We start from the raw sequence: 20,329 nt of genomic DNA, 5'->3' as shown, positions 1-20,329 counted from the left end.
TGACAAGCGGCCCAAGTCTAGGGAGGAAACGCCCAAGGAGGGCAGCGGCAGCGCAAAAGGCTACCGCGCTGCAATAATACACCACCGCACCGCACAAGCAAGTTATTTTTGCCTGTCAGCGCGAGCCCTGCCCTCACCAGCCGCCGCCCTCGCTCTGTGGCAATTCGCTCTTCACTTTTAGGCAGAAACAACTCTCGTGCTTTTGGCCTGAATGGCCAATGCCCAGCCATGGTGAACTAGAAAACGTGAAACCTCTGCGCAAAGCGAAAAAGAGAGTTTCTGCCGGCAACTCCAACGAGCTGCGCTGGATCTGCGTAAAGAGGTGATCAGGCGGCGGGGCGAACTCAATGCGTTTTGTGTTCGATGCCACTGGCGGGGAGAAAGGCGAGCCCTCCGCAATTAGACAACGCCTTTCTCTCAGCTTTGTCTGTTGCAGGTTTTGATCGACATCAAGCATTGGTAGTTCTGCCAACGGGCGCTAGCGGTAGCCAGTGGTCCTGAGTCGCGCCGGCTATGTAAATTCTCCCCTTACAAGAGGCGATCGGTTGGAGATCAGCGCTGTATTTGCAGCTCGCCTACGTCGAACTCAAGTCGTCGAAACTGAACCAATGGCGCAAGATGTCGACCGACTTGCTCGCGATGCAGGAGGTCCACCACCGCGGCACCGTGCGCCTTCAGCGTCGAGGATCGCAAGCAGCGGTTTCGGTGAGCTGACACTCCAAGAGACATTTGGTGGCCCTCATGAGGACATAAGCCTGAGTACATGTCTGACGAACCTGCCCGAGATGCGCCTATCAGCGGCGGTGCCCTAGGCGCGTCCAGATTCTAGCGCTCTGCCTCTCAATTGCGCGTGGTTCGATGTGGTGTATACGGTCGGCGCAAACAACACGATTGTCGGCTTTGAGACCAATGTCCCTTATTCGACGCGCACCAAATTGCGAGCTAACGAGACCCAAGCGGCACGCCGCTTGCTTCATCCCTAGCACCGTCACCGAGGCGAGCTGACGGTGGCTGAGAAAGCGGGAAAGCGCGGCGGAGTGTTTGATGGGACCGAGCGTTCTTGCCGAGCAAAATCGATTGCCTCCCTTGCAAGCTGCGCAACCAGTTCGGCGGGCTTGGGGCCAGCAGTAAAGCCCCCCGCACGTTGTGGAGGCGGTCAGAACCCAACTGACGTGCAGGTCGGCAGTGGTTACGGCCGGACGCCCTTCGGCAATCCGGGTTTGCCAATATGTCCACGTCGTCGATAGGCTTATCCTTCTGGCAGGTCACTTTGCTACATGATGACGGTCAGGCGCAGTGTGCGTCTTTCGAATGCGACCTGATCGGGACTAGCAACTGCCACTCGGACCTCACCCCCCGTAACGATCGACGTTCCGATCAACCCCTACGGCCACCGATGAACAACGATGTTGCTGCCAATCGCAGCCTGCAGGAAGCTCATTCAGTGATCGCAACATCCAACACTGACGCTTCCACGCGGCTGAGGGGGAGAGCGCATGTCCGCTCCTCAGTTTGAGCACGAAACAACTATACTGCGCAAGGACTCGGGACAGGGCAAGCCTGCTTTTTGAGAGACGACGGCGGATCGGGGCGCAAACGGAAGACGTTGCGAGGTGATACTCGAACAATCGATCGAAACGGAGGCGCCTCAGCGCATGCTCGACATTCTCGATCGCTGCATATCCACCTTAAGGCACAGCTGCGCTAGAACGGTCTGTTGCCTGCGAACCGTGCCCTTGAGGCACGCGCGCAAATTCTTCTGCGGAGGAAGAGGCTGATGGGACGTCGTTACATGTCACATATCGCGATAGTTGCGTTGGCTAGTCAACAGTATCTGGCAATCGCGCTCATCTGTTAGGCCATTCTCGTGATCCTTCGAGGCAACGGCGCCAGCCTAGAACTGACCGGCTTGTATAGTACGCAATTATCTGCCTTCAGCGTTAACTTCCTTTGGGCCCCGATCGTAGATCGTTGGAGCCTCAATCATCTCGGGCTGAGGCGCTCATGGATCCTGTTGGCCCAAGTCGCCAGTACCACTGTGCTGGCAGCGATGGCATTTTTGAACCCGAAGACCAATCTCGTGGCGATCTTTCTTGTTTCGCTCACGCTCGCAACCGTTGCAGCGACACAGCGCATCGCAACCTTGGGCTACATAGCGGAAGCCCTCGATTCCAATGAGCGGCCGCTCGGGGCCGCGCTGCTGGGCTGGGAGGCCACGTAATCGGCGGCGCGGTCTGCCTTCGTCGCGCCGCTGACCAGCGCGATTCTCTCGCGAATGGCGCCGCGCCGAGGCTTGATGGGGGGCTGCGCAGTCATGGCGGTCGGTTTTGGAGCGCTTTCGATTCTCGATCGCTATGTCGGCGCTCGCGTGAGCGCCGTCGCGAACGTTGGGATCGTGTTCGCGGCACTGCCAGTCCAGCATGTTACATTCACGAACTGGTTTCTCGGGCTCACCCGGCCTGGAAGCGCGTGGACAGATGTCACGTTCCTGACTTCGGTAATGGCGGCGTTCGCATTGGTAGGGTTTGCGGCGAGCGGGTTCATCGCGGCAAGATTGGGCTATGGAGTCACGATGATTTTTCCGAACCTCGGCTATGCTCTCTCAGCCTTTCTCTCTGCGGCATTGGTCCGCCAAGCTGACACGCAGCGCCTGGTGAGGGACTGATGCTCAGGCACATGCAGTAGAGCGGATTCCAACCAGAAGCGTTTGGGATACCCAAACAGGTCAGTTCTGATCCGAGCTTCCTGCTGGTGAAGGAAGCCGCCAGTCATAGCCGGCATCTGTTTCGGTCCAGGCGGGTGGTCGCCGCCGTTGAGGGCGGCATGTCACCTCGCGAGCTGCGGCGCACTTCGCGGGGGGCGTATCTCGCACGTTCGCTGGGTGAGGAAGCGCAGCATTCCTTCGAGCCGGTCTATGAAAATCAGATCACATGCATCAAGCTCGTCAGACTTCATATGTACCTGCAGATAGGCGGCGTTGCGCGCAAAGCTGCTTCAGAGCCAGATTGCCGTGCAAATAGCACCGACTAAGCCTTTATGGACAGAAACCGACACAGTCAGTTTGGCGGAAGTTCCGTCCTCCAGCGTTTCTATGCTCGGACGGAGCTCTTGCGGCTACCCGCTTAAAACTGTCAAGCCCTTAACATCTGTAGTTGAACAGTTTGACCGCATCATCTTGAACTCGCTCGACAACATTCGAGTGATAAGGGTTTTCCGTCCAGATCATTTCGCCACCCTCCGGCCCGCTCAGCTTGTCGCGGTCCATGGTCGATCGTTCGAGTGGCTGGACATCCGCACCGAGACAGTCGCCCAGCTGCGCGATCCGGTGACGCTCGAACGAGCGTGGGTGTCCCTAGCCGCGATCACCGTTCCGGCGCAGCCAGAATGGGCGCCGACACATCCCGCGGTCAGGGAGGGCCGATCGCCCACTTTGTCATTTTCTTCCGTCGCTTCGTTCGTCGGAAAAACTCAGCTTCTCGCACCAGTGCGGACTATTCTGAGCGAGGTTGACTGCAGATCAATGCAAGCCACTTGACGCTCGCTCTCCTTGTTGCACGCCTGGTGCCGAAGCAGATCAAAACGGCGGGTCTCCGCGAAATGAGCACCTCAAATTGGGCTGCACTAAGCCGAATCACAAGAACGCTGGCGTCCTTATCTCTATCAGCAACTTCGATCTCAGGGGGTTTTGGCGCGCATCGAAACCGCAGTCGATGGAATTCGATATGATGCCCAGATTCGATAGTCGGTCGTCGGCAACGAACGGATTCTGCGTTCAGCGGATCAGTGTTCGTCCCGCCTCGTCAAGATCGTCGAGGTAATGTACCCCAACACTTCGTGCCGATGAGGCGCACCTCTGAAAGCCGACGAGTTCACCGCGATTGCATTGCTGCAGTTCGCAGTTTATGCGCATGCATTCTTTCGCCCGACGGTCGCCCGAAGCAAGCTGGTGTCGGCCAGATTGGCCCCAACGATCGATCGCACCATACCGCCTCTCACGGTAGCGCCGACGTTGCCACCCCGAAGACCGGAAAGTCGACATCACGGCCGTCTCCCGGCGGTGCCGGCACAGCCTAAGATAGTGCCGACGATCGCGTCGATCCGAGACCAATAAGGTGTGGGCAGCACTTAGCGGGCCGCTGGTGCCGTTTCGCGAAGGAGCGACTGACGCTGGGTGCCGACAAGCCTGCGGATGCAGAAGACTTCGTCAACAGGCTGCGCTCGATGAATGTGACGCCGCACGTTGCGCAGGACACCAGCGGCCGCAGTTCTGCGGTTGACGGACGACGAATCCGGCACGGCGGCTATGCCGTCAGCCGGCGCATCCCGAAGCGCAGTGAGGAGGCACTCGGCTGGATGAAGACGATCGCCTGACAAGAGAAGATCAGGTTCGTGGCGGTGATCGCGTCGGGTGGGCACTTACCTTCGTTGCTGTGGCCTATAATCTCGTACAGCTACCTAAGCTGATCGCGGAGACCTGCTGATGGCCAGGGTGCTCGGCTTCGAGCGCTCGTGCGGAAAAGCATGCTTGAAGAACTCGATATCCTTGCGCCGAGCAGAAGACGGGCCAACGCAGCCGGCTGCAATTCTGCAACATATAACGCAGCGACGATGATCGCAGCGACAACTCCCGCGCGCGCCTAATCTCATCGCAAAACGTGCCGGCGCGATAGCGGGTAAGGATCGTCACGATCGAAAAGATGCCGATTACCGTCAAGAACATCTTCGGCCCAAAGCCCAGGCGAAGAAATTCGCGAGCGAGCGTCCCCAATGGCAGCCTAAGGTCAAAACCCGAAGAAGGTGAGCATGATGAATTTGAACAGCGGGACCACCGACATGACACCGTTCAGTTTCCGGAGGCTTGGCGGGTCGGACCGAAGGCGTCCTTAAATTTTGCAACCAGTGATGTCGGTTAGCGGCTGCACTCGGTTACTTGCAGCTTACGTGATCGGTCGGCCCGGACCGGGTGCAAGTGACCACGTTTCATTTCAGAAACTCCCAATGATCGAGCCCAACAGGATGACGACCGGCAGCGCGAGCAGAGCGCCTGCGATGGCAACCAAAATTATGTCTCGATAACTCTCTTTGGGTGTAGTGCCACAGACCGAAAGCAACGTGACCACCGCCCCACTAGGGGGAAGACTGTCGAGAGTGCCGGCGCTGATCACGGCGACGCGATGCAGGAGTTCCGGATCGATGTTCAGTTCAAGTGGGCGCGACAAATAGGTCGCGCCGAGCGCGCCGAGCGCGATGGTCAGGTCGCCAGACGCCGAGCCGGTTAGCGCGGCGAGGATGTTCGTGGCTACGGCGAGAGAGACGAGCGGACCACCGCAGATCGAGAGCCCCCAATCACGCACCAGCGCAAAAGCCGGCAATGCCGCGATGACGGCTCCGAAGCCGACGAGACTCGCTACACTGAGGATGGGCAGCACCGAGGCATTGGCGCCAGCGTCCAGTGTGTCGCGCAGCCTCTGCAGACGAGATCGGTTCACCACGCTCGTCGCTAGAATAGCGACGATGAGCGCTACGGCGACCGACCACACGCCGCGGACAGCCGCGAAGGACGTTTCGCCCCAGCGTTCCTCGGCAAGGAAATCGAAACTACTTCGCGGAAGCACGACGAACAACATGGTTACATTGACCACGATCGCGAGCACCAGCGGCAGCCCGGCGAGGATAATCGGCGACGGCTCGAGGCTGAGATGTCCGCGCTCGGCAGGATCAAACTCCCGGCGGTGGCGGCGCGCTCGCGCAGCACGGGATCGGAGAGACCCTGCTTGGGCAGCATCGTGTCTCCAGAGAACCCTTCCTTCCTGAACCTCGCGCCTGCCTCGGCTCGCGCGAGCCACCAAAGGCCGAAGCCGAGCATGATCGTCGACGCGATGATGCCGAGCCCAGGCGCGGCGAAGGGTGTGGTGCCAAAGAAGGGCATTGGGATGGCGTTCTGGATGGCGGGCGTGCCCGGGAGGGCCATCATGGTGAAGGTGAACGTGCCAAGCGCAATCGCGGCCGGCATTAGTCGCCGCGGGATATCGGCGGCACGGAACAAGGCCTCGACCATCGGCGCTAGCACAAACAGGGCGACGAAAAGGCTGACGCCGCCATAGGTTACAATCGCACCGGCGAGCACCACCGCGAGGACTGCCCGCTGTGCGCCGAGCTTCGCGGTCATGAAATCCGCGATCGCGCTGACCGAGCCGCTGTCCTCCATAACTTTGCCAAAAAGAGGCTCAAGGAGAAACAATGGGAAGAACTGCCCGATGAACCTCATCGTGCTGACCACGAAGGTCTGGGTCCAGCTGGCGAGCAGAGGCTCGCCCGAGAAAAACGCCGCGATGAGCACTGAGATTGGCGCAAGGAGCAGGACGCTCGAGCCTCAATAGGCGAATAACACCAAGAGGCCCAAACCCAGCAGAATGCCGAGAAAACCCAAGGATCAGGCCCCCCCGCAGCAGAATGTCAGATCGACCGAAGACCGTTTGCCAATATTGTCTCCATCGACGTCTAGAAACTCATCCGCCGCTTTCCATCCCTCATCTCGTAGCATCTGGAGAAACGCCCGCTCGGCGTTGATCTTGGAGGAATAACCGAGCATGGTCATAATGGTATTGCGGACGAAATGGATGCGCATTCTCCCCCAGCGCGCGCCTCGCTGTCATCGAGATTCGCGACCTTGCTCAGGAGGGCGATCATCCGAAGTTCCTTCAGGGTGGTGGCGTTGAACGACACTTCGTTGACGCGATTCAGAATTTCAGCTGCGGTCCGGCGCATGCCGGGACGCTCGATCGGATTGATCGGCACTAGGATTGTTAGGATTGTGTCGTTCGAGTCCAGCTCTCGCACAAGCAGCGTCAGCGTCGGTTTTCGGCGTAGCCGCCGTTCCAATACCTTTCCCCGTCGATATCAACCGCCTGGAACAGAGTCGGCGGGCAGGCGGAGGCAAGCAGAACATCCGGCGTGATCTCGGGGATTCCGGAACACCCGGCCGCGACAGGTTCAAACATTGGTCGCGGTGATGAAGATCCGAACAGGCGACTTCTTGAGCCGCTCAAAATCGATCGACTGTTCGAGTATGGAACGGAGCGGTTGGCGCCGGCCAAGTTGAGATCGTGGGACGAGAAAAGACGCCACATCATGTCCATTGCGATAAACAGCGGAGAATAGTCGAGCGTTCAGCGGCCGAGCCATACGTCGATCGGGCTGCGTTGAAACGGACTTAAGCGCGCGGTTTACGCGACGAGTTCCCAATAGGCGTCGAGGGCGGCCCGCGCGCCTTCCGCTCCCCCCACGACATAGCCATATGCCATCACTGCCTGCGTTCATCGCGCCGGCCGAGGTGCCGGATAGGCCGACGATGCGAAGCCAGTTCTCCTGAAGAACGCGATCGAGCACGCCCCAAGTAAAGGCGCCCTGCGAGCCCCCTCCCTGCAGAGCCAAATCCACAAGGACTGGCTCCCGAGGCTTTCTCCCTCCGCTGGCGATTTTCAGATCGGCCTTTAGGCTCTGGCATTTTGGCCTCCACGAAGGCGCGTCGCTTCGCCACGCTAAGTAACCCAGGAATAAACCCTCGCGGCGCCGTAGCAATGGACGTGGCACAATCGTGCAGCCCCGCTTGAAGAGAGGTCGTTCGCGCCGCGTCGGCAGACTGTACCTCACTGTTAGATTATGATCGACGAAAATCAATATTTCGCGGGTGCGCCACCCCAGCGGTAGTTCACGCGGACCAAACCGATATCGACGTCTTGACCAATACGGGCGGTACCCGCAAGAGTACCCGCCGGAGCACCCACGATTCCAGTTGAAACGAAGTCCACGTTCCGATCGCCCATGAACAGGTGGTCGTACTCAACGCCGACTGACCAGCTCGGAGCGAAGCCAAATTCAAGGCCCGCCCCTACCGTGCCGCCCCACCGAGTTTCGCTGCCATCGTTGATGGTTAGCCCCGTCTCGGGAAAAACGAAAACCCGGTATTTGTCGCGAACGACTGCAGCGCCACCTTTTACGTACAGCAGCGCATTGTTCCAGGAATAACCAATCTGGCCGGTGAACAGGCCGAATGCATCAGACTTGGATTCATCATGGACGCCTGCGAAAGCGAGGTTGGCGTTGGAGCCCTTGAAATTGGCCCAGTTGCCCTGCGCCTCCATGCCGAACACTGAATTTGCAATCTGCCAGCGGTAGCCGATGTGACCGCCCACCGTGGCGCCCGTCGCATCATGACACCCCATCGCAAGGGGCGGAGCGACGAGGACACCGCCGACGTTGACCGCATCCCAGCATTGATGCGCGGAGCCACCGCCGCCATTGATGCCGATGTAAAAGCCGGTCCAATCATAGATCGGAATGACCATCGGGGGCGCTTTGGCGTAGGGCCGTACGGCCATATCAGCGGCAGAGGCTGCGGCAGCCAGCGCGATGAGGGCTACTGTGCCCAGCAGGACTTCTTTCATTCTTTTTGCCCCTGTTTCGAATCGACCTTTTTGACGGTTCATCGAATCCAAGTGCCATGTGCCCGCCTTCTCCATCAATTGCTAAGGTTGGTAGTTGACCAGCTCGCGAGCGTTGCCGAATCGTCCCTCCGCCGAAGTGCATGTCAGGCCGGTTACGGATGCTGCCTGCCGAGGACGTCAGTAGCCTAAGGCAGACTATTTCTGTGAGTTTGCTTTTGAGAGGAGAGTGCCAGTCTGGGTTGGCGTATCGAGGCGGGTAAGAAAGCTGGCAGAACCTCTCAAAGAGAGCGATGCGCCATGAAGGAGACTAACAACATCCAAAGCTTCTGACACTCACAATCGTTGCTGCTCCATCGGCTGAAGGGGCGGAACAGGCCATTCCATCACCGAACACGTCCGGTCGATCACGCCAAAGAGCGCCCATACAAGCGATCCAATACACAGCTACCAACCTTGGGAATTGATAGCGAAGCCGGACATATGGCAATCGTAGTCGCAGACCAACGCAGAATTTGCTCAACCCTCCAAGATCGAGGTGCGATCTCGAGAAATGGGAGATGGCAGGTGCGCACATTCACCTCAGCAGCTCAGGGTTTGCTCGGATGCAATCGTTGGCAGCTTCGCCTCTGATTCCCGATATTGAGCGGCTGTCTGGCCCGCGGGCGGGTCAGCTGACAACGTCGAGGAGAGTTTCATGTCTGATCTTGTGGCGATCGTATACCAGACCGAAGCGAAGGCCGAGAAGGTGCGTCAGCGACTTCTCAGTCTCCAGAAAGAGTACCTGATCAGCCTTGGCGACGCGGTGATCGCGGTCAAGACGGACTCAGGCAGCATCAAGCTGAACCAGTTGGTGAACACAACGGCTATAGGTGCGGCGACCGGCAGCTTCTGGGGCCTCCTCATCGGGATGATCTTTCTGAACCCCATCATTGGTGTCGCGCTAGGGGCAGCGTCAGGAGCACTCGGAGGTGCCTTGACAGATTTTGGCATCGACGATGCCTTCATGAAGGAATTATCTACGGCGCTCGAACCCGGAAACGCCGCTCTCTTCGTTCTAATTAGGAACATGACCGCGGACAAAGTTCTGAAGGAGATCAAGGACGCCGGTGGTGTCGTATTGAAGACGTCCCTGGATGAGACGAAGGAACATATTCTACGTGACGCCCTTGCCAAGGCGGCGCAACCTCTCACCGGAGAGCAACCGCAAGGCGCGGCATCATCCTGAACTATCCTACCGATTGCGCAGGACGGCCAACCGCATAGGCGAAACCGCCCGCAGCCGATTTCTTGCCACGATTGATAATCGGCCGAAGTTACAGCGTGTGGGCCGAACATCACCGTGTCCCTGACAAACCTGACAATTGGGCAACGCACGATAGCTCGGGAGAGCGAGGTTCGCGACGGGCTCGGCAATGATGTGCATCTGGGGGGGCAGCACATCTTCCACCGGCGCATGCGCGAGCCATACAAATGCGCATAAGAATGCCATCGTTGCTCAATCCGCACTTCGCCGACATGGCTGGCGGCCGAGCCTGGTCTGCCGTGCTGGCACTCGCAATTAGAACTCCGCGGGCGAAATCGCTCACTATCTTACATGCAGGCGTCGAATCAGTCAGCCGACCAATCCTGGTAGGCACCTCCAGGGTTTCTAAGCTGTATGAATTGAGCGCTTTCTGATGGACATGCACCCATCGGGCAGCGCGGCGGTCAGCTTCGCTATTTGAGACGGTAAAGCTAACCACTGAAGTTGGCGGCGCGTGATAGGGACAGCGCTTGCGTGCTCGCGACGCCCCGAACGCCGAGTCTCGTTGTTGTTAAGTTCAATGGCAGCGCGGGCGCGGTAGGGACAGCGTCGACTTTTCGCATGTTTCCCGGCGCCGAGTCGCGTCCGCGCTGGCTGCCCAAGTGTAGTCGCGTCGGTCGCGCTCGGCCCTTGAGATTCTAGCCGCTTTGCGGCCAAGGCTGAGGTGATCGGTTCACGCGGCGTTGGTTCAGGAGGCTAATCAATTTTTGGAGGTGCAAGCCTAGAGACTTCTGAGATACAACTCCATCGCCCCGGGCTTTCCCACCGTTCTAACGGCCAGCAGGCCAGTTTTGCGTGGAGGACGGCAGGGCTGACCGCAAGTTAGCGGCGCGTGGCAGGGACAGCGCTTCATTGACCCGCCACGAAGCGTCGGGTCACGTCGCTGCCAATTTCAGTGGGCAGTAGTGTGAAAGAGCGATCCTGCTCGCTGCAGAGGCGCAAGCGACGCTGACGGCAGTCTGGTCGCGAGGTTAGGCTTATCCTTGTTGCCGCGGGAGTGCTCGCCCTTTATCGGCCTCTAAATGATTCTTCACCACTTGCTCTGTTCGGACACAGGAAGCGGATCGTATCGGGCATGGAGGACCATTTCTGACGAACGCCTGAAGAAGGTCTAGCAATCGGATGACACGCTCTCGCGTCTCTGCGCGCGCGATAGCACGTATTAGCCTATCGTCAATCTGTTCGTTTTCGCTGACGGTCCGCGCTCGCGGTTGCTTGCTGCTTTTAATTTGGCCAATGTTCTTCGGCCACCTCGAATGCTTTCCGGTCTTTCGGCTCTGCAAGTTCAAACCAAGAACCCGGTGCATACGCGTCGAGAAGCGTGGCAAGAAGATTGTGGTTCCAATCCTGCTCTTCGCGCTCGTCAAAATGATGCCCCTCACGGCGGATAACCAGGTTCGGCAATATTGCAGTCGACCGAGCGCTACACGCGCCACAGGGTGGCCTTCGCGGTTTGCTGCTCGTCTACCTCGTCGAATAGTACACTCCAAGCAGCTCACCGATAGTGCAGCGTCAAGCCGCAGAAGATTGTTTAACTCATCTTGCGCGGTCGTCACGAAGTTGAAGCTAGCGGGATCATACAGAAGCGACGGTTCACGTCCTTTTTGTTTGTTACCTCGTCAGCAAGTGCGAACGCCTGTCCGCCTAGTTCCACCAGCTTTGCATGCGGAACCACAAGTTTCACTGTGCCATCGTGTGCCACTCCCATGTGACGGCATACCCAGTCACTTCCTTCATCAGATGGACGTTTGGCTCATGGAAAGACGAGCTCACCAGTGTCAGTCTTTGGCCCAAACTTCCAGCCGGTGGGGACGAAGTTGGCTACCATCGAGACATTGGTGAAGATTTGCTCTGCCATCTCACCATCCTGCGCTCGCCAAGTTGATTTGACCTTGTCGATCAGCGCGCCGTCGTCCGAACGGACATCATTATCCTTACCGGCCAGACCGGGTCAAACACAACCATAGACCAAGGCAGAGCGATGCCGAATCATGGTACGCGCCTTTCAGTCATTTTCTTTTTAACTCACGTACCCCACGCAGCCGGTCCAAGTCGCACCGAATCTCCAAGAGGGCCCCCGACTCATTTGTCAGAATCGGTTGGTCACCATGCCACCGGGCGTCGGGAGTGAAGCCCCGTTCGGCGGGTCATTTACTGCTCGGGAAGCCACTTCCCTTGCTAAAAAGCCAAAGGCCGAAAAAGCCACTGCGAAATACGCGCGAGCTGAGCAGTCGCGCGTACCCGCGTCGCATTGTCGTTTGCATGAGAGCCGCGCCAGACGCGTGCAATGCAGGGGCAATCCCCCCAGATTGCTCATGTTGCAGTCTACGCCTGACGAGAAGCAGACCATCATCGGCGACGTGAACTGGCAGGCGCTCGACCAGACCGTCAAGTTCTTGCAACAGGCAATTCGAAAACAACGTTGAACCAGTGGCATGTCGTTTGGGACTTTCACCAATCCGACCAATCTGTACTCGCAAGAGCAGTTCCCGAACATAGACTTAGGTGTTACGTTTCATGTCGGCCCTCTGCGTTCGCATGCCCCCAGCGAGAAGCCCAAGCTGTTAGAACTGCTGGTCGAGCTGCCTGCGCTTGCGCGTGCGGGACTACTGATCGTGGGATTTGTGGGTCTACTGGCTCGCTCGGCGATGAATGCTGAGGTGAGTGCAGTGACGGTGTTGGCTGAGATCGCGGGAAGGTGCTGGCTGCTGAACTGGCTGACCGAGGCGAGCGGTGATTTGGCTTGAACTCCGCTTGCCAACCCTTACGCTCAGCATAAGCGAGCACCCGCTGCCCGGTCCCAACCGATCATAAAAAAGATCAGCCCCCCAAGCGACGGAGGGGTTGAAGCGCGCGGCCTTTTAAAGGTCGCATTCTGTGTGTGATAGGGCAGTACTTGAACGCGCGAGCGTATGGCGTCGCAACTTCAGACGAGAGCAGGATCCGATGCACGAGGCTAAAGACTATCGCGTGTGTTGCCACCACTTCGCCACCCCGACCGACCGCGCCGTCTACCCGGCGCAGGAGCCCTTGCTAACCTACTCTGAGGCCCTCCGGCACATGCAGGCCGAGCAGGCCAAGGGCCATATGGTGGCTTGGGTCATCGACCGCACCGGAGCAACCAAATAAGATTGGTGGTTCGAACGCGGGGCGTTCCCACCTCGCGTTGCTGTGCATGCGACCGTTAGGACTTCGTCCCCGGTAACATCAGCTGTCACCAAGCTGACTGACGCCTTCGAGGGACCTGCAGGGCCATCATGTCTTCGCCTCGTGCCGACCGGGCGACAGCGATCACGCTTGGCGCCGGACAAAGCCTACCATGCAGAAGACTCTATTAACGAGTCGACGCACAAATGACTCGGCACAGCTGGCTATGCGCTCGGCCAGCGCATTGACGGGACATTCGGCTGTGTCAAGTCGATCGCAGGCCAGCAAACGATCCCCGTTTCTCCTCGACCGATCCCAGTTGCGGGACCCGGAGGAACGCCATGCCAAGCCTGACCGACACAGCAATCCGACATGCGCTCAAGCGCATCGAGATGAGCCGGAAGCAAGAAAACCTTGCCGACGGCGAAGGGCGCGGTACCGGTCGCCTCGTCCTGGTCCTCAAGCCCTGCCGAAGTGCGTCACGGTCGACTGGATGGCGCAGCAGTGGCGCGACGGGAAGCATACCAAGAAGAAGCTCGGCGCCTACCCGTCAATGTCGCTCGCGCAGGCGCGAGAAATCTTCAAGCGCGACTTCGCTGACGTGATCCAGAAGGGCCGAAGCATCAAAAACGCGACCGACACGCGCCCCTGGCACTGTGGCCGATCTGTTCGAGGGCTATGTCGCTTCGCTCAAGGCTGCGGACAGCCCTCCCGGAAAGAAACCGAAAAAGGACTGAACAAGGTCGCCGACACGCTCGGACGCAACCGCCTCGCCCGCGATATCGAGTCAGAGGAAATCATCGAACTGATCCGCCCGATCTATGAACGCGGAGCCAAGTCGATGGCCGATCATGTGCGGTCCTACATACACGCCGCCTTCAGCTGGGACATGAAGTCAGACAACGATTATCGGCAGCAATCCGCTCGGCGCTTCCGCATCCCCTTCAATCCGGCGACCGGCATTCCGACCGAACCGAAGGTCAAGGGCACGCGCTGGCTCGACGAGGACGAGTTCGTCGAGCTGTATCGCTGGCTGGCGAGCCCCGATACGCCTGTCCATCCACCGTATACCCGTGCGGTCCGAATTCTCATGCTGACCGGCCAGCGGGTCGAAGAGATCGCGAGCCTCCACATCGACCAATGGGACGCTAAGGAGAAGATCATCGACTGGTCCACGACCAAGAACGACCCGCCCCACGCCGTTCCGGTGCCGAATCTCGCCGCAGAGTTGATCTCATCCATCAACGTCAATGAATACGGCTGGTTCTTCCCTTCGGCCAAGGACCCATCGAGGCCCGTCGGCCACGGCACGTTCTATTTGTTCATGTGGCGCCAACGGGACCGCGGCGTGATCCCCTATGTGACGAACCGCGACCTGCGCCGGACCTTCGCGTGTCGGATCGTACCAGATCGTCGGAGGCAAGGCCTTTCCCCGTCCGAAGTCGATGAGGCTAACCTGCGTCGTACGGCCCTACGGCCACCCGGCGGCCGAGTCCGCGGGCAAACCCTTGCACGCCGGTCGGCTTGGCCGTCACACGCAGGACTTGACGCCCGCCAGATCGCGGAGTTCGAGCGCATCGCCGGCGGTGAATTGGCCCGATTGAGCTATCTGTCGGCCTCGAGCCCGGCCATCGACGCGTGAGTCCCACTGAGACCTCCACCCACCTCGTGGATTGCCGCGCGTCTATTTAGCGCTGCTCGTCGGGCGTACGGTGTCGGAATTGGGATCCGAAGTGACCGTGCTGGCGCTACCACCGACGGCAATCACTCTGCTGGAGGCGGGCCCGGCGCAGACCGGGCTACTGCTCGCCTGCGGCAGGCGTCGTACCTGATAATCGGCCTTTTCGCCGGGGTGATCGTGGACCGCCTCCCAAACCGATGCATCCTGCTGACCGCCAATTTGGTGATGGCGGTAACGCTCGCAACGATTCCGATCTTCGCGAGCCTTGGGCAACTCGAAATGGTTCAGCTATATGTGGCGACCACCCTTGTCGGGACGGCCGCAGTCATCGCCGACCTGGCCTATTTGGCGCGCGTGCCGACGGTCGTGGGTCGGGCTCGACTCGTCAGGGCGCAGAGTTCCTGGCAGCTCAGCAGATCTGGCGTGGTGGCAGTCGGTCCATTCCTCGCAGGCTGGCTGGTCAGTGCGTTCTCCGCGCCCATCGCGATTCTCGCCGACTCGGCCTCTTTCGTGCTCGCCACCGCCTTGCTGCCACTGGTGCCAAAGCGCGGGGCTGAGCCCCCGCCCGCTGGATCAGGTCCGGTACTCGGTCAGATCACGGAAGGACTGACGACGGTGTTTGGCAAACCGATTCTGCGTGCTGTCACGTTGGCTACCGGCAGCTTCATCTTCTGCTACAACGCTTACTTTGCTGTCTTTCTGCTCTATTTGACCAAGTATCTAAGTTTGGACGGCTGGACGATAGGCCTAGTACTCAGCATCGGCGCACTCGGTGGCGTGATGGGTGCGCTCACCGCAGCCCGGGCCGGCCGCGCGATCGGCCTTGGGCCGGTGTTGATGGTCACGCTGGCGCTTAGCGCCGCAGGCATTGACTTTGGCAGCGCTGCTCACGCAGCCGCGATGGACGGCAGTCGTGTGCGTGGCGCTTTCTCAGTTCGTGCTGTCGTTTGGACTACAACGTACACCAAGTCCTCGTTCGATACGTGCTGGCCCCGGACCGCGTTCAGGGGCGGGGCAATGCGAGCATCCGAAGCGTGGTGTGGGGACTTGCACCGATAGGCGCGCTGCTTGGCGGTGCGGTCGGCGCCGGATCCGCTTGCGCACTACGCTATTGGCAAGCAGCGTGCTGGGCGCGGCCTCCGTGCCATGGATCTGGCGATCACCCTACGCCACAAGCACAACTTGCATCTCTGATCACCACGGATTGGCAGACAGGACTGCGAATGGAGATCCACGAGCTTGGCGACCTCGAGCTACGGCCGGGCCGCCTGACGTTGTGGCGGGCCAACGTGCCCCACCCCGCAACGTGGCGCGCGGATCCGCGTCGCCCCTCCCGCATTCAGAAGGAGCACCTCTGCTGGTTCGGGAACGGACGGCCCGCCTGGCTGGGCGTCGCTTTTGAATGGTCAGGCGAGATCGACACGAAAGCTCTGAGCAGGGCGATCTTTGGTTGGGTATACCGGCACGAGGCACTACGCTGTCGCTTCGTCAAGCATGGCTCGACGATCCATCTGGCCACCGCCGACCGAGGCGTGGCCACGCTCGACCTGATCGAACTCGGTGACTACGCCGATTCGGGCGAACTCACCCGGATAGTAGAAGAGCTGTTCGATACGGAGACAAATCCGCTGCGCTCGCCTGCTTACCTATTCGTGACAATCAGAAGACCGGGATCCACCACTGCCGTGCTCGCCTCCGACCATTCAGTCACAGACGCCTTCTCGATGGCTTCGGTCCCCTTCGAAATCAAGGAGTTCTATGCCGCAGCAATCCAGGGTGCAGTCCCGCGACTGGCCCTGGCGCACAGCTATCTGGACTACGCGGTGTCCAAGCGCGCCCGCGTGACCAATCTGACCGATGAGCATCCGGCAATCGGGCACTGGCGTGAGCTGATTGCGGCCAACGGCGGTGAGCTGCCCGATTTCCCAGTGCCACTCGACGCGGTGGGTGGAGCCCTCCAGCTCACCAGCCGGACATGGCACTTTGACGCGGAGACCGCGCGGAGGTCGATTGAGCGTGTCGTGCCCAATGCGGAAATGCCATAACTGGCATGTTTGCGTGTTTCGCTTCGGAAGGGAAAGCGCTGGGCGAACGCGAGGATTTTCACACCGTCCCCTCCTTTCCATACGCGCAACGAACTGCGCAGGAAGAACTAGATTGAGTGGTATGTCGGGATGAGTCCGGTAAGCGTCCCGTTGTCCGAAGCGTCCCAGAAGTACTGCGCTTGGTCAGGCTCGAACTGAAGCGGGCAAAGCAACCGCTCAGGTGCCGTTCCCCATGGCGATGGAATTGTGGGGGCGACACTCCGCGATCCTTTCATGGTGTCCTATATGGATGATCGAAAGGTCTCTGGGTGGATTGCTGGGCGCGCTGGCGGACAAGATTTTTTATAAGCCACAGCGCCGAGCCGAACGACGTATACGTGTGGATCAGCCGGTCACATGAAGGAATCTTTCTGAGCTTCCATCCCCCCGGCACGACCGCCCGCAGCGCGGTAGACCGCTATTTCGCTGAAGTCGCTACGCTGATCAATCGGATCAACGGCGCATTGCCGCGGCTAGTCGTGGTGAAAGACTGACTTCGCAGTTGCGCAAAACATCCGACAATTTTGTCGCGCCGTCAGGCGGTCGTCAGGGGTCCATCGTCAGCGCCGCTGCGATCGGAACGCCCGCCCAAGCGCTTAGCCACGACGAACGTCGTTGCGGTGTTCGATTATGCTATAACATCGCCAGTATCGAGCGACCTGTGATAGCATCGGCAGCGGACTCCAGCATCTAAAGCAACACTCGTACTCCGACCAGCATCTCGCCCCCTACGAGCGCCAATGCGAGCGTTTCGGGAAAGCTTCTTCCTCGCCAACAGTTGCGTCGAGCATTTCTCTGCCGAAGCTGAAGAGGTGCATAAGCTTGCCATAATGGCGGGTTTCGACGTTTGAAAGCGGGACAGCGCTGATCTTGTCGAAAGGAAATAGAATGTCTAGCGGCAGCACAACATTGCCGCCTGGCTTTGTTGTCGACCACACTTGCATTTTTCCTGGCAGGAAATGGGCTGGCAGAGCCCACAATTTTCCGGTGCAGAGCTACGCGAGCCTGGAGAATCTCGAAGAGCTCCGCGAAAAGATCGAGCACGAGCAGACAAACTTCAACAGCCTCGTGCTGACATTCGTGCAGCCCAGTTTGACCAAATACACATCGAACGATCTGACCTGCACGAGACTTTTTGGTTATACCTGTACCAGCGATGGCACAACCAAGACTGTCTCCAGGGAGACCAGAGATCCGAAAGTCGATTTCCAGAATCTGAAAAGGGTCATCGCCGACCCACAAGCCCATGGCGTCGAAACCTACATAGAAGTCGGTGGCTAGAATTTCAGTTGTTATGCGAAGATCTACGATGCAACGGCAGGAAAGCAAAATTCATGCAGCCCCAATGCAAGTACTAGATAAGGGCGGTGCCTTCCAAGCGCCTGGCCGCAACCCTTCACGCAAAAGTCTCAGGATCGAGAACCGGCGCTTCGGACCGATCCGATGCCGCCGACGATGAACCGGCCAGAATGCATCCCATCATGTCGCCATAAGACTTCCGACATAGTCTGTGTCCTTCGTGTGGGAAGCACGTTTTACGGCACATTCCGGCATTCGAGCAAGGCAATATCGCAAGGAACACGGTTAAAGGGGACGGAAATGAGGTGATCGGCGTCGGGAGTCATTTCGGTTGAGTAGCTTCAGGCCAATCTGTGAACTCCATCTCGAATCGACGAGAACCGAGGGGCTTGGTCGTAAAGTTCACGGTCCTTCCTGAGAGAGCCGTCAACGAGCCGGATGCGAACTTGAATACCGTCTTGCCGGAAGCTGCGATGCCAGCCCTGTTGTCCTCTATGACAGAGGAGGCGCCCCCCTCCAAAAGTTGGCCAATCGCAAATCCGTCGCGCGCGCGATGAACGTCAAGAGAAGCCAAGTACTTTCCATTCTCACTGTCCCATTCGCTGACCGACAGTCCCGAAATTCTCGCGTCCTTCAACAGACCGTCCGCGACGCGACAGGTGTATTGAAGGCTGACAATAATGTGCCCATTCCGATCGCCTATCGGCTCTCGATCGGTTCCGTCTATCGTGCAATCGTAGCGCCGCGTTGAATCCGCGAGCGCAATCCCATTCAGGCCAAGCAAAATCAAAACGAAACATAGTATAACACCGAGAGAGGGATTCTTCATTTGTCTACACTTCGTGGATATGCCTCCGGAGTCGTGTACAACTTGACGCCACGACCGATTCAAGCTCATTTGAGGCTTGGGCGCCCGTCACTCCCATTCAGGGGTGATCCGACCGATAGACCCGCAAGTGCCAGCTGCTATGGAAAGTTTGACCAGAGAATCCTTCGACCACGGGGTGAACCACCGCCCGAAAACAAACTAGCTACCTTACGCGCGGGTTACGCAAGTTAGCGCGGGCACCTCAGCCTGAAGCCAATGAGCTGGGCTAAAGATCACAAACGTACCGCCCCCGTTATGAACGGCGCATCCGCCGGGCCGATCGTGATCGCTTGGCTCGGCGAGGTGGACCTCTAACAATCGAACCGCATTTGACGGCAGCAACGAGTTTGTCTGGACCAAGTTGGGTAAGATAAAGAATCGACTTGTCCTTACGTCTATCAACCCGATCTGCGAGACGGATTAATCTCTCTTTTGAGTCGGTTCCTGTTGGAAGTAGCCGACAATTCAACTTCTGTTCCAGGGCCAGAGCGCGGAGTTGCGCAGGTCGCGCGATCTCAACAACGCGCGGGGCCTTACAAACAAGCGCCCCAGCCCGGTGATTTCTACGAGCGCCTCTCGGTTGATATGTTCTAGATGTCGTTATCGGACCGAAGGATTTTCATGACTGAGCGGCGATACATGGGTGACTCCGATAGCAACATGCCACACTTTGCGGCTGATCCACCTACCAAGACTGGTTATCGATGCACGCGACAGGAACGTTTCACATATCGAATTCTCGTGCCCATCAACACACCTGCAAAGATCATTGGCCACAAGGGCCGGGGCGAACGCGCTGTCCAAGGCGTGAGCCCAAAAGCGTTGGACGTTCTCGCGCGTGATCACCCCCCGGCTGTCCGTCTTGCACGGGCTACGGTTTTGATCAGCCAGCGAGAACCACCGATGACATCGGCCAACGGGTAGTTGCGAAAACCATTTCCCCGAACTTCATCTGGGCCTCGGTTTGCGAATTTTCGGAACCACGACCGCGCTGTGGCTTGGCCGGCCGGGCGCCCAGATGGAGACCTTCGAGCTGTGTCGCGCGGCGTGCATTCATTCACACAGGGCGCCGTCACTGACGTCACCCGACGCGTACGAGCTGTTAGGTGCTCGATCGGCTCCTACGGATCCACAGACTTTGCCACGATAGAGCGCCCTTCCGCCATCGCTGGCGCCGCGTTTCATCAACCGCGAGGCTGCTGCCGAATACTTTCGACGAGATGGTCGACCAGATGCCGCCTCCTCGGATCCTTAGCGATCGACGCCGCGCCTGGTAGGTTCGTGAGCTGGACGCGGCCGCAGATGCATTGCCACATATGGGCGATCAATCGGATGAGCTTGCCGCAATGAATGAGGGTGGACGTGACGCCGCGCAAGTTGCCGCCGCACGTCGAACGCAATAATGTCAAGGGGCACACCTATCTGTCGTTAACGTTGCGAACGGCACATATGCCGCGATCGTCCTGAAAAGCTATCTGGATTCTGGAACGGTCACTTTCC

At 58.8% G+C, this 20,329-nt stretch carries 14 protein-coding genes and 3 pseudogenes; 11 read left to right on the top strand and 6 right to left on the bottom strand.

Going from position 1 to position 20,329, the window contains the following annotated elements:
• The first annotated feature begins 564 nt into the window (after nucleotides 1-564).
• From NLM15_RS07030 to NLM15_RS07015, 4 genes and pseudogenes are all read left to right on the top strand, one after another.
• Nucleotides 565-714, top strand: coding sequence for a hypothetical protein (locus tag NLM15_RS07030; protein WP_254116290.1), 150 nt, complete (start codon nucleotides 565-567; stop codon nucleotides 712-714).
• A 1,153-nt stretch (nucleotides 715-1,867) separates the two neighbouring features.
• A complete protein-coding gene (locus NLM15_RS07025; RefSeq protein ID WP_254116289.1) occupies nucleotides 1,868-2,221 on the top strand; it encodes a hypothetical protein in 354 nt (117 codons plus the stop codon).
• A 93-nt stretch (nucleotides 2,222-2,314) separates the two neighbouring features.
• Nucleotides 2,315-2,665: a hypothetical protein gene (locus NLM15_RS07020; protein WP_254116288.1), complete on the top strand. Its 351-nt coding sequence runs from the start codon at nucleotides 2,315-2,317 to the stop codon at nucleotides 2,663-2,665.
• A gap of 1,496 nt (nucleotides 2,666-4,161) precedes the next feature.
• Nucleotides 4,162-4,481: pseudogene (locus NLM15_RS07015) on the top strand (IS5/IS1182 family transposase); the annotation flags it as partial.
• A gap of 504 nt (nucleotides 4,482-4,985) precedes the next feature.
• Here NLM15_RS07015 and NLM15_RS07010 read toward each other — a convergent pair.
• From NLM15_RS07010 to NLM15_RS07000, 4 genes and pseudogenes are all read right to left on the bottom strand, one after another.
• Nucleotides 4,986-6,430 (bottom strand): annotated as a pseudogene (locus NLM15_RS07010) (GntP family permease).
• A 164-nt stretch (nucleotides 6,431-6,594) separates the two neighbouring features.
• Entirely contained in the window at nucleotides 6,595-6,882 is a 288-nt protein-coding gene (locus NLM15_RS43880) for a hypothetical protein (RefSeq protein WP_375166813.1), read from the bottom strand.
• A gap of 111 nt (nucleotides 6,883-6,993) precedes the next feature.
• The gene (locus NLM15_RS43875) at nucleotides 6,994-7,389 is read right to left on the bottom strand and encodes a hypothetical protein (RefSeq protein ID WP_375166927.1); all 396 of its coding nucleotides are present in this window, start codon (nucleotides 7,387-7,389) and stop codon (nucleotides 6,994-6,996) included.
• A gap of 287 nt (nucleotides 7,390-7,676) precedes the next feature.
• Nucleotides 7,677-8,447, bottom strand: coding sequence for an outer membrane protein (locus tag NLM15_RS07000; RefSeq protein WP_254116287.1), 771 nt, complete (start codon nucleotides 8,445-8,447; stop codon nucleotides 7,677-7,679).
• A gap of 694 nt (nucleotides 8,448-9,141) precedes the next feature.
• Between NLM15_RS07000 and NLM15_RS06995 the strand changes: the two genes are divergently transcribed.
• A complete protein-coding gene (locus NLM15_RS06995; protein ID WP_254116286.1) occupies nucleotides 9,142-9,672 on the top strand; it encodes a DUF1269 domain-containing protein in 531 nt (176 codons plus the stop codon).
• Nucleotides 9,673-10,974: 1,302 nt separating this feature from the next.
• Here the strand turns inward: NLM15_RS06995 and NLM15_RS06990 are convergent.
• On the bottom strand, nucleotides 10,975-11,154 hold the full coding sequence (locus NLM15_RS06990; RefSeq protein ID WP_254116285.1) for a hypothetical protein: 180 nt from the start codon (nucleotides 11,152-11,154) through the stop codon (nucleotides 10,975-10,977).
• A 1,031-nt stretch (nucleotides 11,155-12,185) separates the two neighbouring features.
• Between NLM15_RS06990 and NLM15_RS06985 the strand changes: the two genes are divergently transcribed.
• The 6 genes and pseudogenes from NLM15_RS06985 to NLM15_RS06960 all read left to right on the top strand — a co-directional run bounded on the left by NLM15_RS06985 (nucleotide 12,186) and on the right by NLM15_RS06960 (nucleotide 17,943).
• Nucleotides 12,186-12,497 (top strand): hypothetical protein, encoded by a 312-nt coding sequence (locus NLM15_RS06985; protein ID WP_254116284.1) that lies wholly within the window; start codon nucleotides 12,186-12,188, stop codon nucleotides 12,495-12,497.
• Nucleotides 12,498-12,696: 199 nt separating this feature from the next.
• The gene (locus NLM15_RS06980; protein WP_254116283.1) at nucleotides 12,697-12,879 is read left to right on the top strand and encodes a hypothetical protein; all 183 of its coding nucleotides are present in this window, start codon (nucleotides 12,697-12,699) and stop codon (nucleotides 12,877-12,879) included.
• A 359-nt stretch (nucleotides 12,880-13,238) separates the two neighbouring features.
• A pseudogene (locus tag NLM15_RS06975) lies at nucleotides 13,239-14,287 on the top strand (tyrosine-type recombinase/integrase); the annotation flags it as partial.
• Between the two features lie 468 nt (nucleotides 14,288-14,755).
• Nucleotides 14,756-15,637 carry an MFS transporter gene (locus NLM15_RS06970; RefSeq protein WP_254116282.1) on the top strand — a complete coding sequence of 294 codons (882 nt, stop codon included), beginning with the start codon at nucleotides 14,756-14,758 and terminating at the stop codon, nucleotides 15,635-15,637.
• 164 nt (nucleotides 15,638-15,801) lie between these two features.
• On the top strand, nucleotides 15,802-16,623 hold the full coding sequence (locus tag NLM15_RS06965) for a condensation domain-containing protein (RefSeq protein WP_254116281.1): 822 nt from the start codon (nucleotides 15,802-15,804) through the stop codon (nucleotides 16,621-16,623).
• Nucleotides 16,624-17,550: 927 nt separating this feature from the next.
• Complete coding sequence (locus NLM15_RS06960; RefSeq protein ID WP_254116280.1) at nucleotides 17,551-17,943, top strand: hypothetical protein; 393 nt, start codon at nucleotides 17,551-17,553, stop codon at nucleotides 17,941-17,943.
• A gap of 340 nt (nucleotides 17,944-18,283) precedes the next feature.
• Here the strand turns inward: NLM15_RS06960 and NLM15_RS06955 are convergent, their stop codons facing one another.
• The gene (locus NLM15_RS06955; protein ID WP_254116279.1) at nucleotides 18,284-18,790 is read right to left on the bottom strand and encodes a hypothetical protein; all 507 of its coding nucleotides are present in this window, start codon (nucleotides 18,788-18,790) and stop codon (nucleotides 18,284-18,286) included.
• Nucleotides 18,791-20,329 lie beyond the last annotated feature (1,539 nt).

Source organism: Bradyrhizobium sp. CCGB20 (assembly GCF_024199855.1).
Lineage (GTDB): Bacteria > Pseudomonadota > Alphaproteobacteria > Rhizobiales > Xanthobacteraceae > Bradyrhizobium.
The sequence above is the reverse complement of the archived record's forward strand: the minus strand, read 5'-3'. Positions and strand labels throughout refer to the sequence as shown.

Excerpts from the sequence above, each read along its gene's own strand:
- NLM15_RS06965 (WP_254116281.1), top strand. The coding sequence starts at position 15,802 with ATGGAGATCCACGAGCTTGGCGACCTCGAGCTACGGCCGGGCCGCCTG.
- NLM15_RS06980 (WP_254116283.1), top strand. The coding sequence starts at position 12,697 with ATGCACGAGGCTAAAGACTATCGCGTGTGTTGCCACCACTTCGCCACC.
- NLM15_RS06985 (WP_254116284.1), top strand. The coding sequence starts at position 12,186 with ATGTCGTTTGGGACTTTCACCAATCCGACCAATCTGTACTCGCAAGAG.
- NLM15_RS07000 (WP_254116287.1), bottom strand. The coding sequence starts at position 8,447 with ATGAAAGAAGTCCTGCTGGGCACAGTAGCCCTCATCGCGCTGGCTGCC.
- NLM15_RS06955 (WP_254116279.1), bottom strand. The coding sequence starts at position 18,790 with ATGAAGAATCCCTCTCTCGGTGTTATACTATGTTTCGTTTTGATTTTG.
- NLM15_RS06995 (WP_254116286.1), top strand. The coding sequence starts at position 9,142 with ATGTCTGATCTTGTGGCGATCGTATACCAGACCGAAGCGAAGGCCGAG.
- NLM15_RS06960 (WP_254116280.1), top strand. The coding sequence starts at position 17,551 with ATGTCTAGCGGCAGCACAACATTGCCGCCTGGCTTTGTTGTCGACCAC.
- NLM15_RS07020 (WP_254116288.1), top strand. The coding sequence starts at position 2,315 with ATGGCGGTCGGTTTTGGAGCGCTTTCGATTCTCGATCGCTATGTCGGC.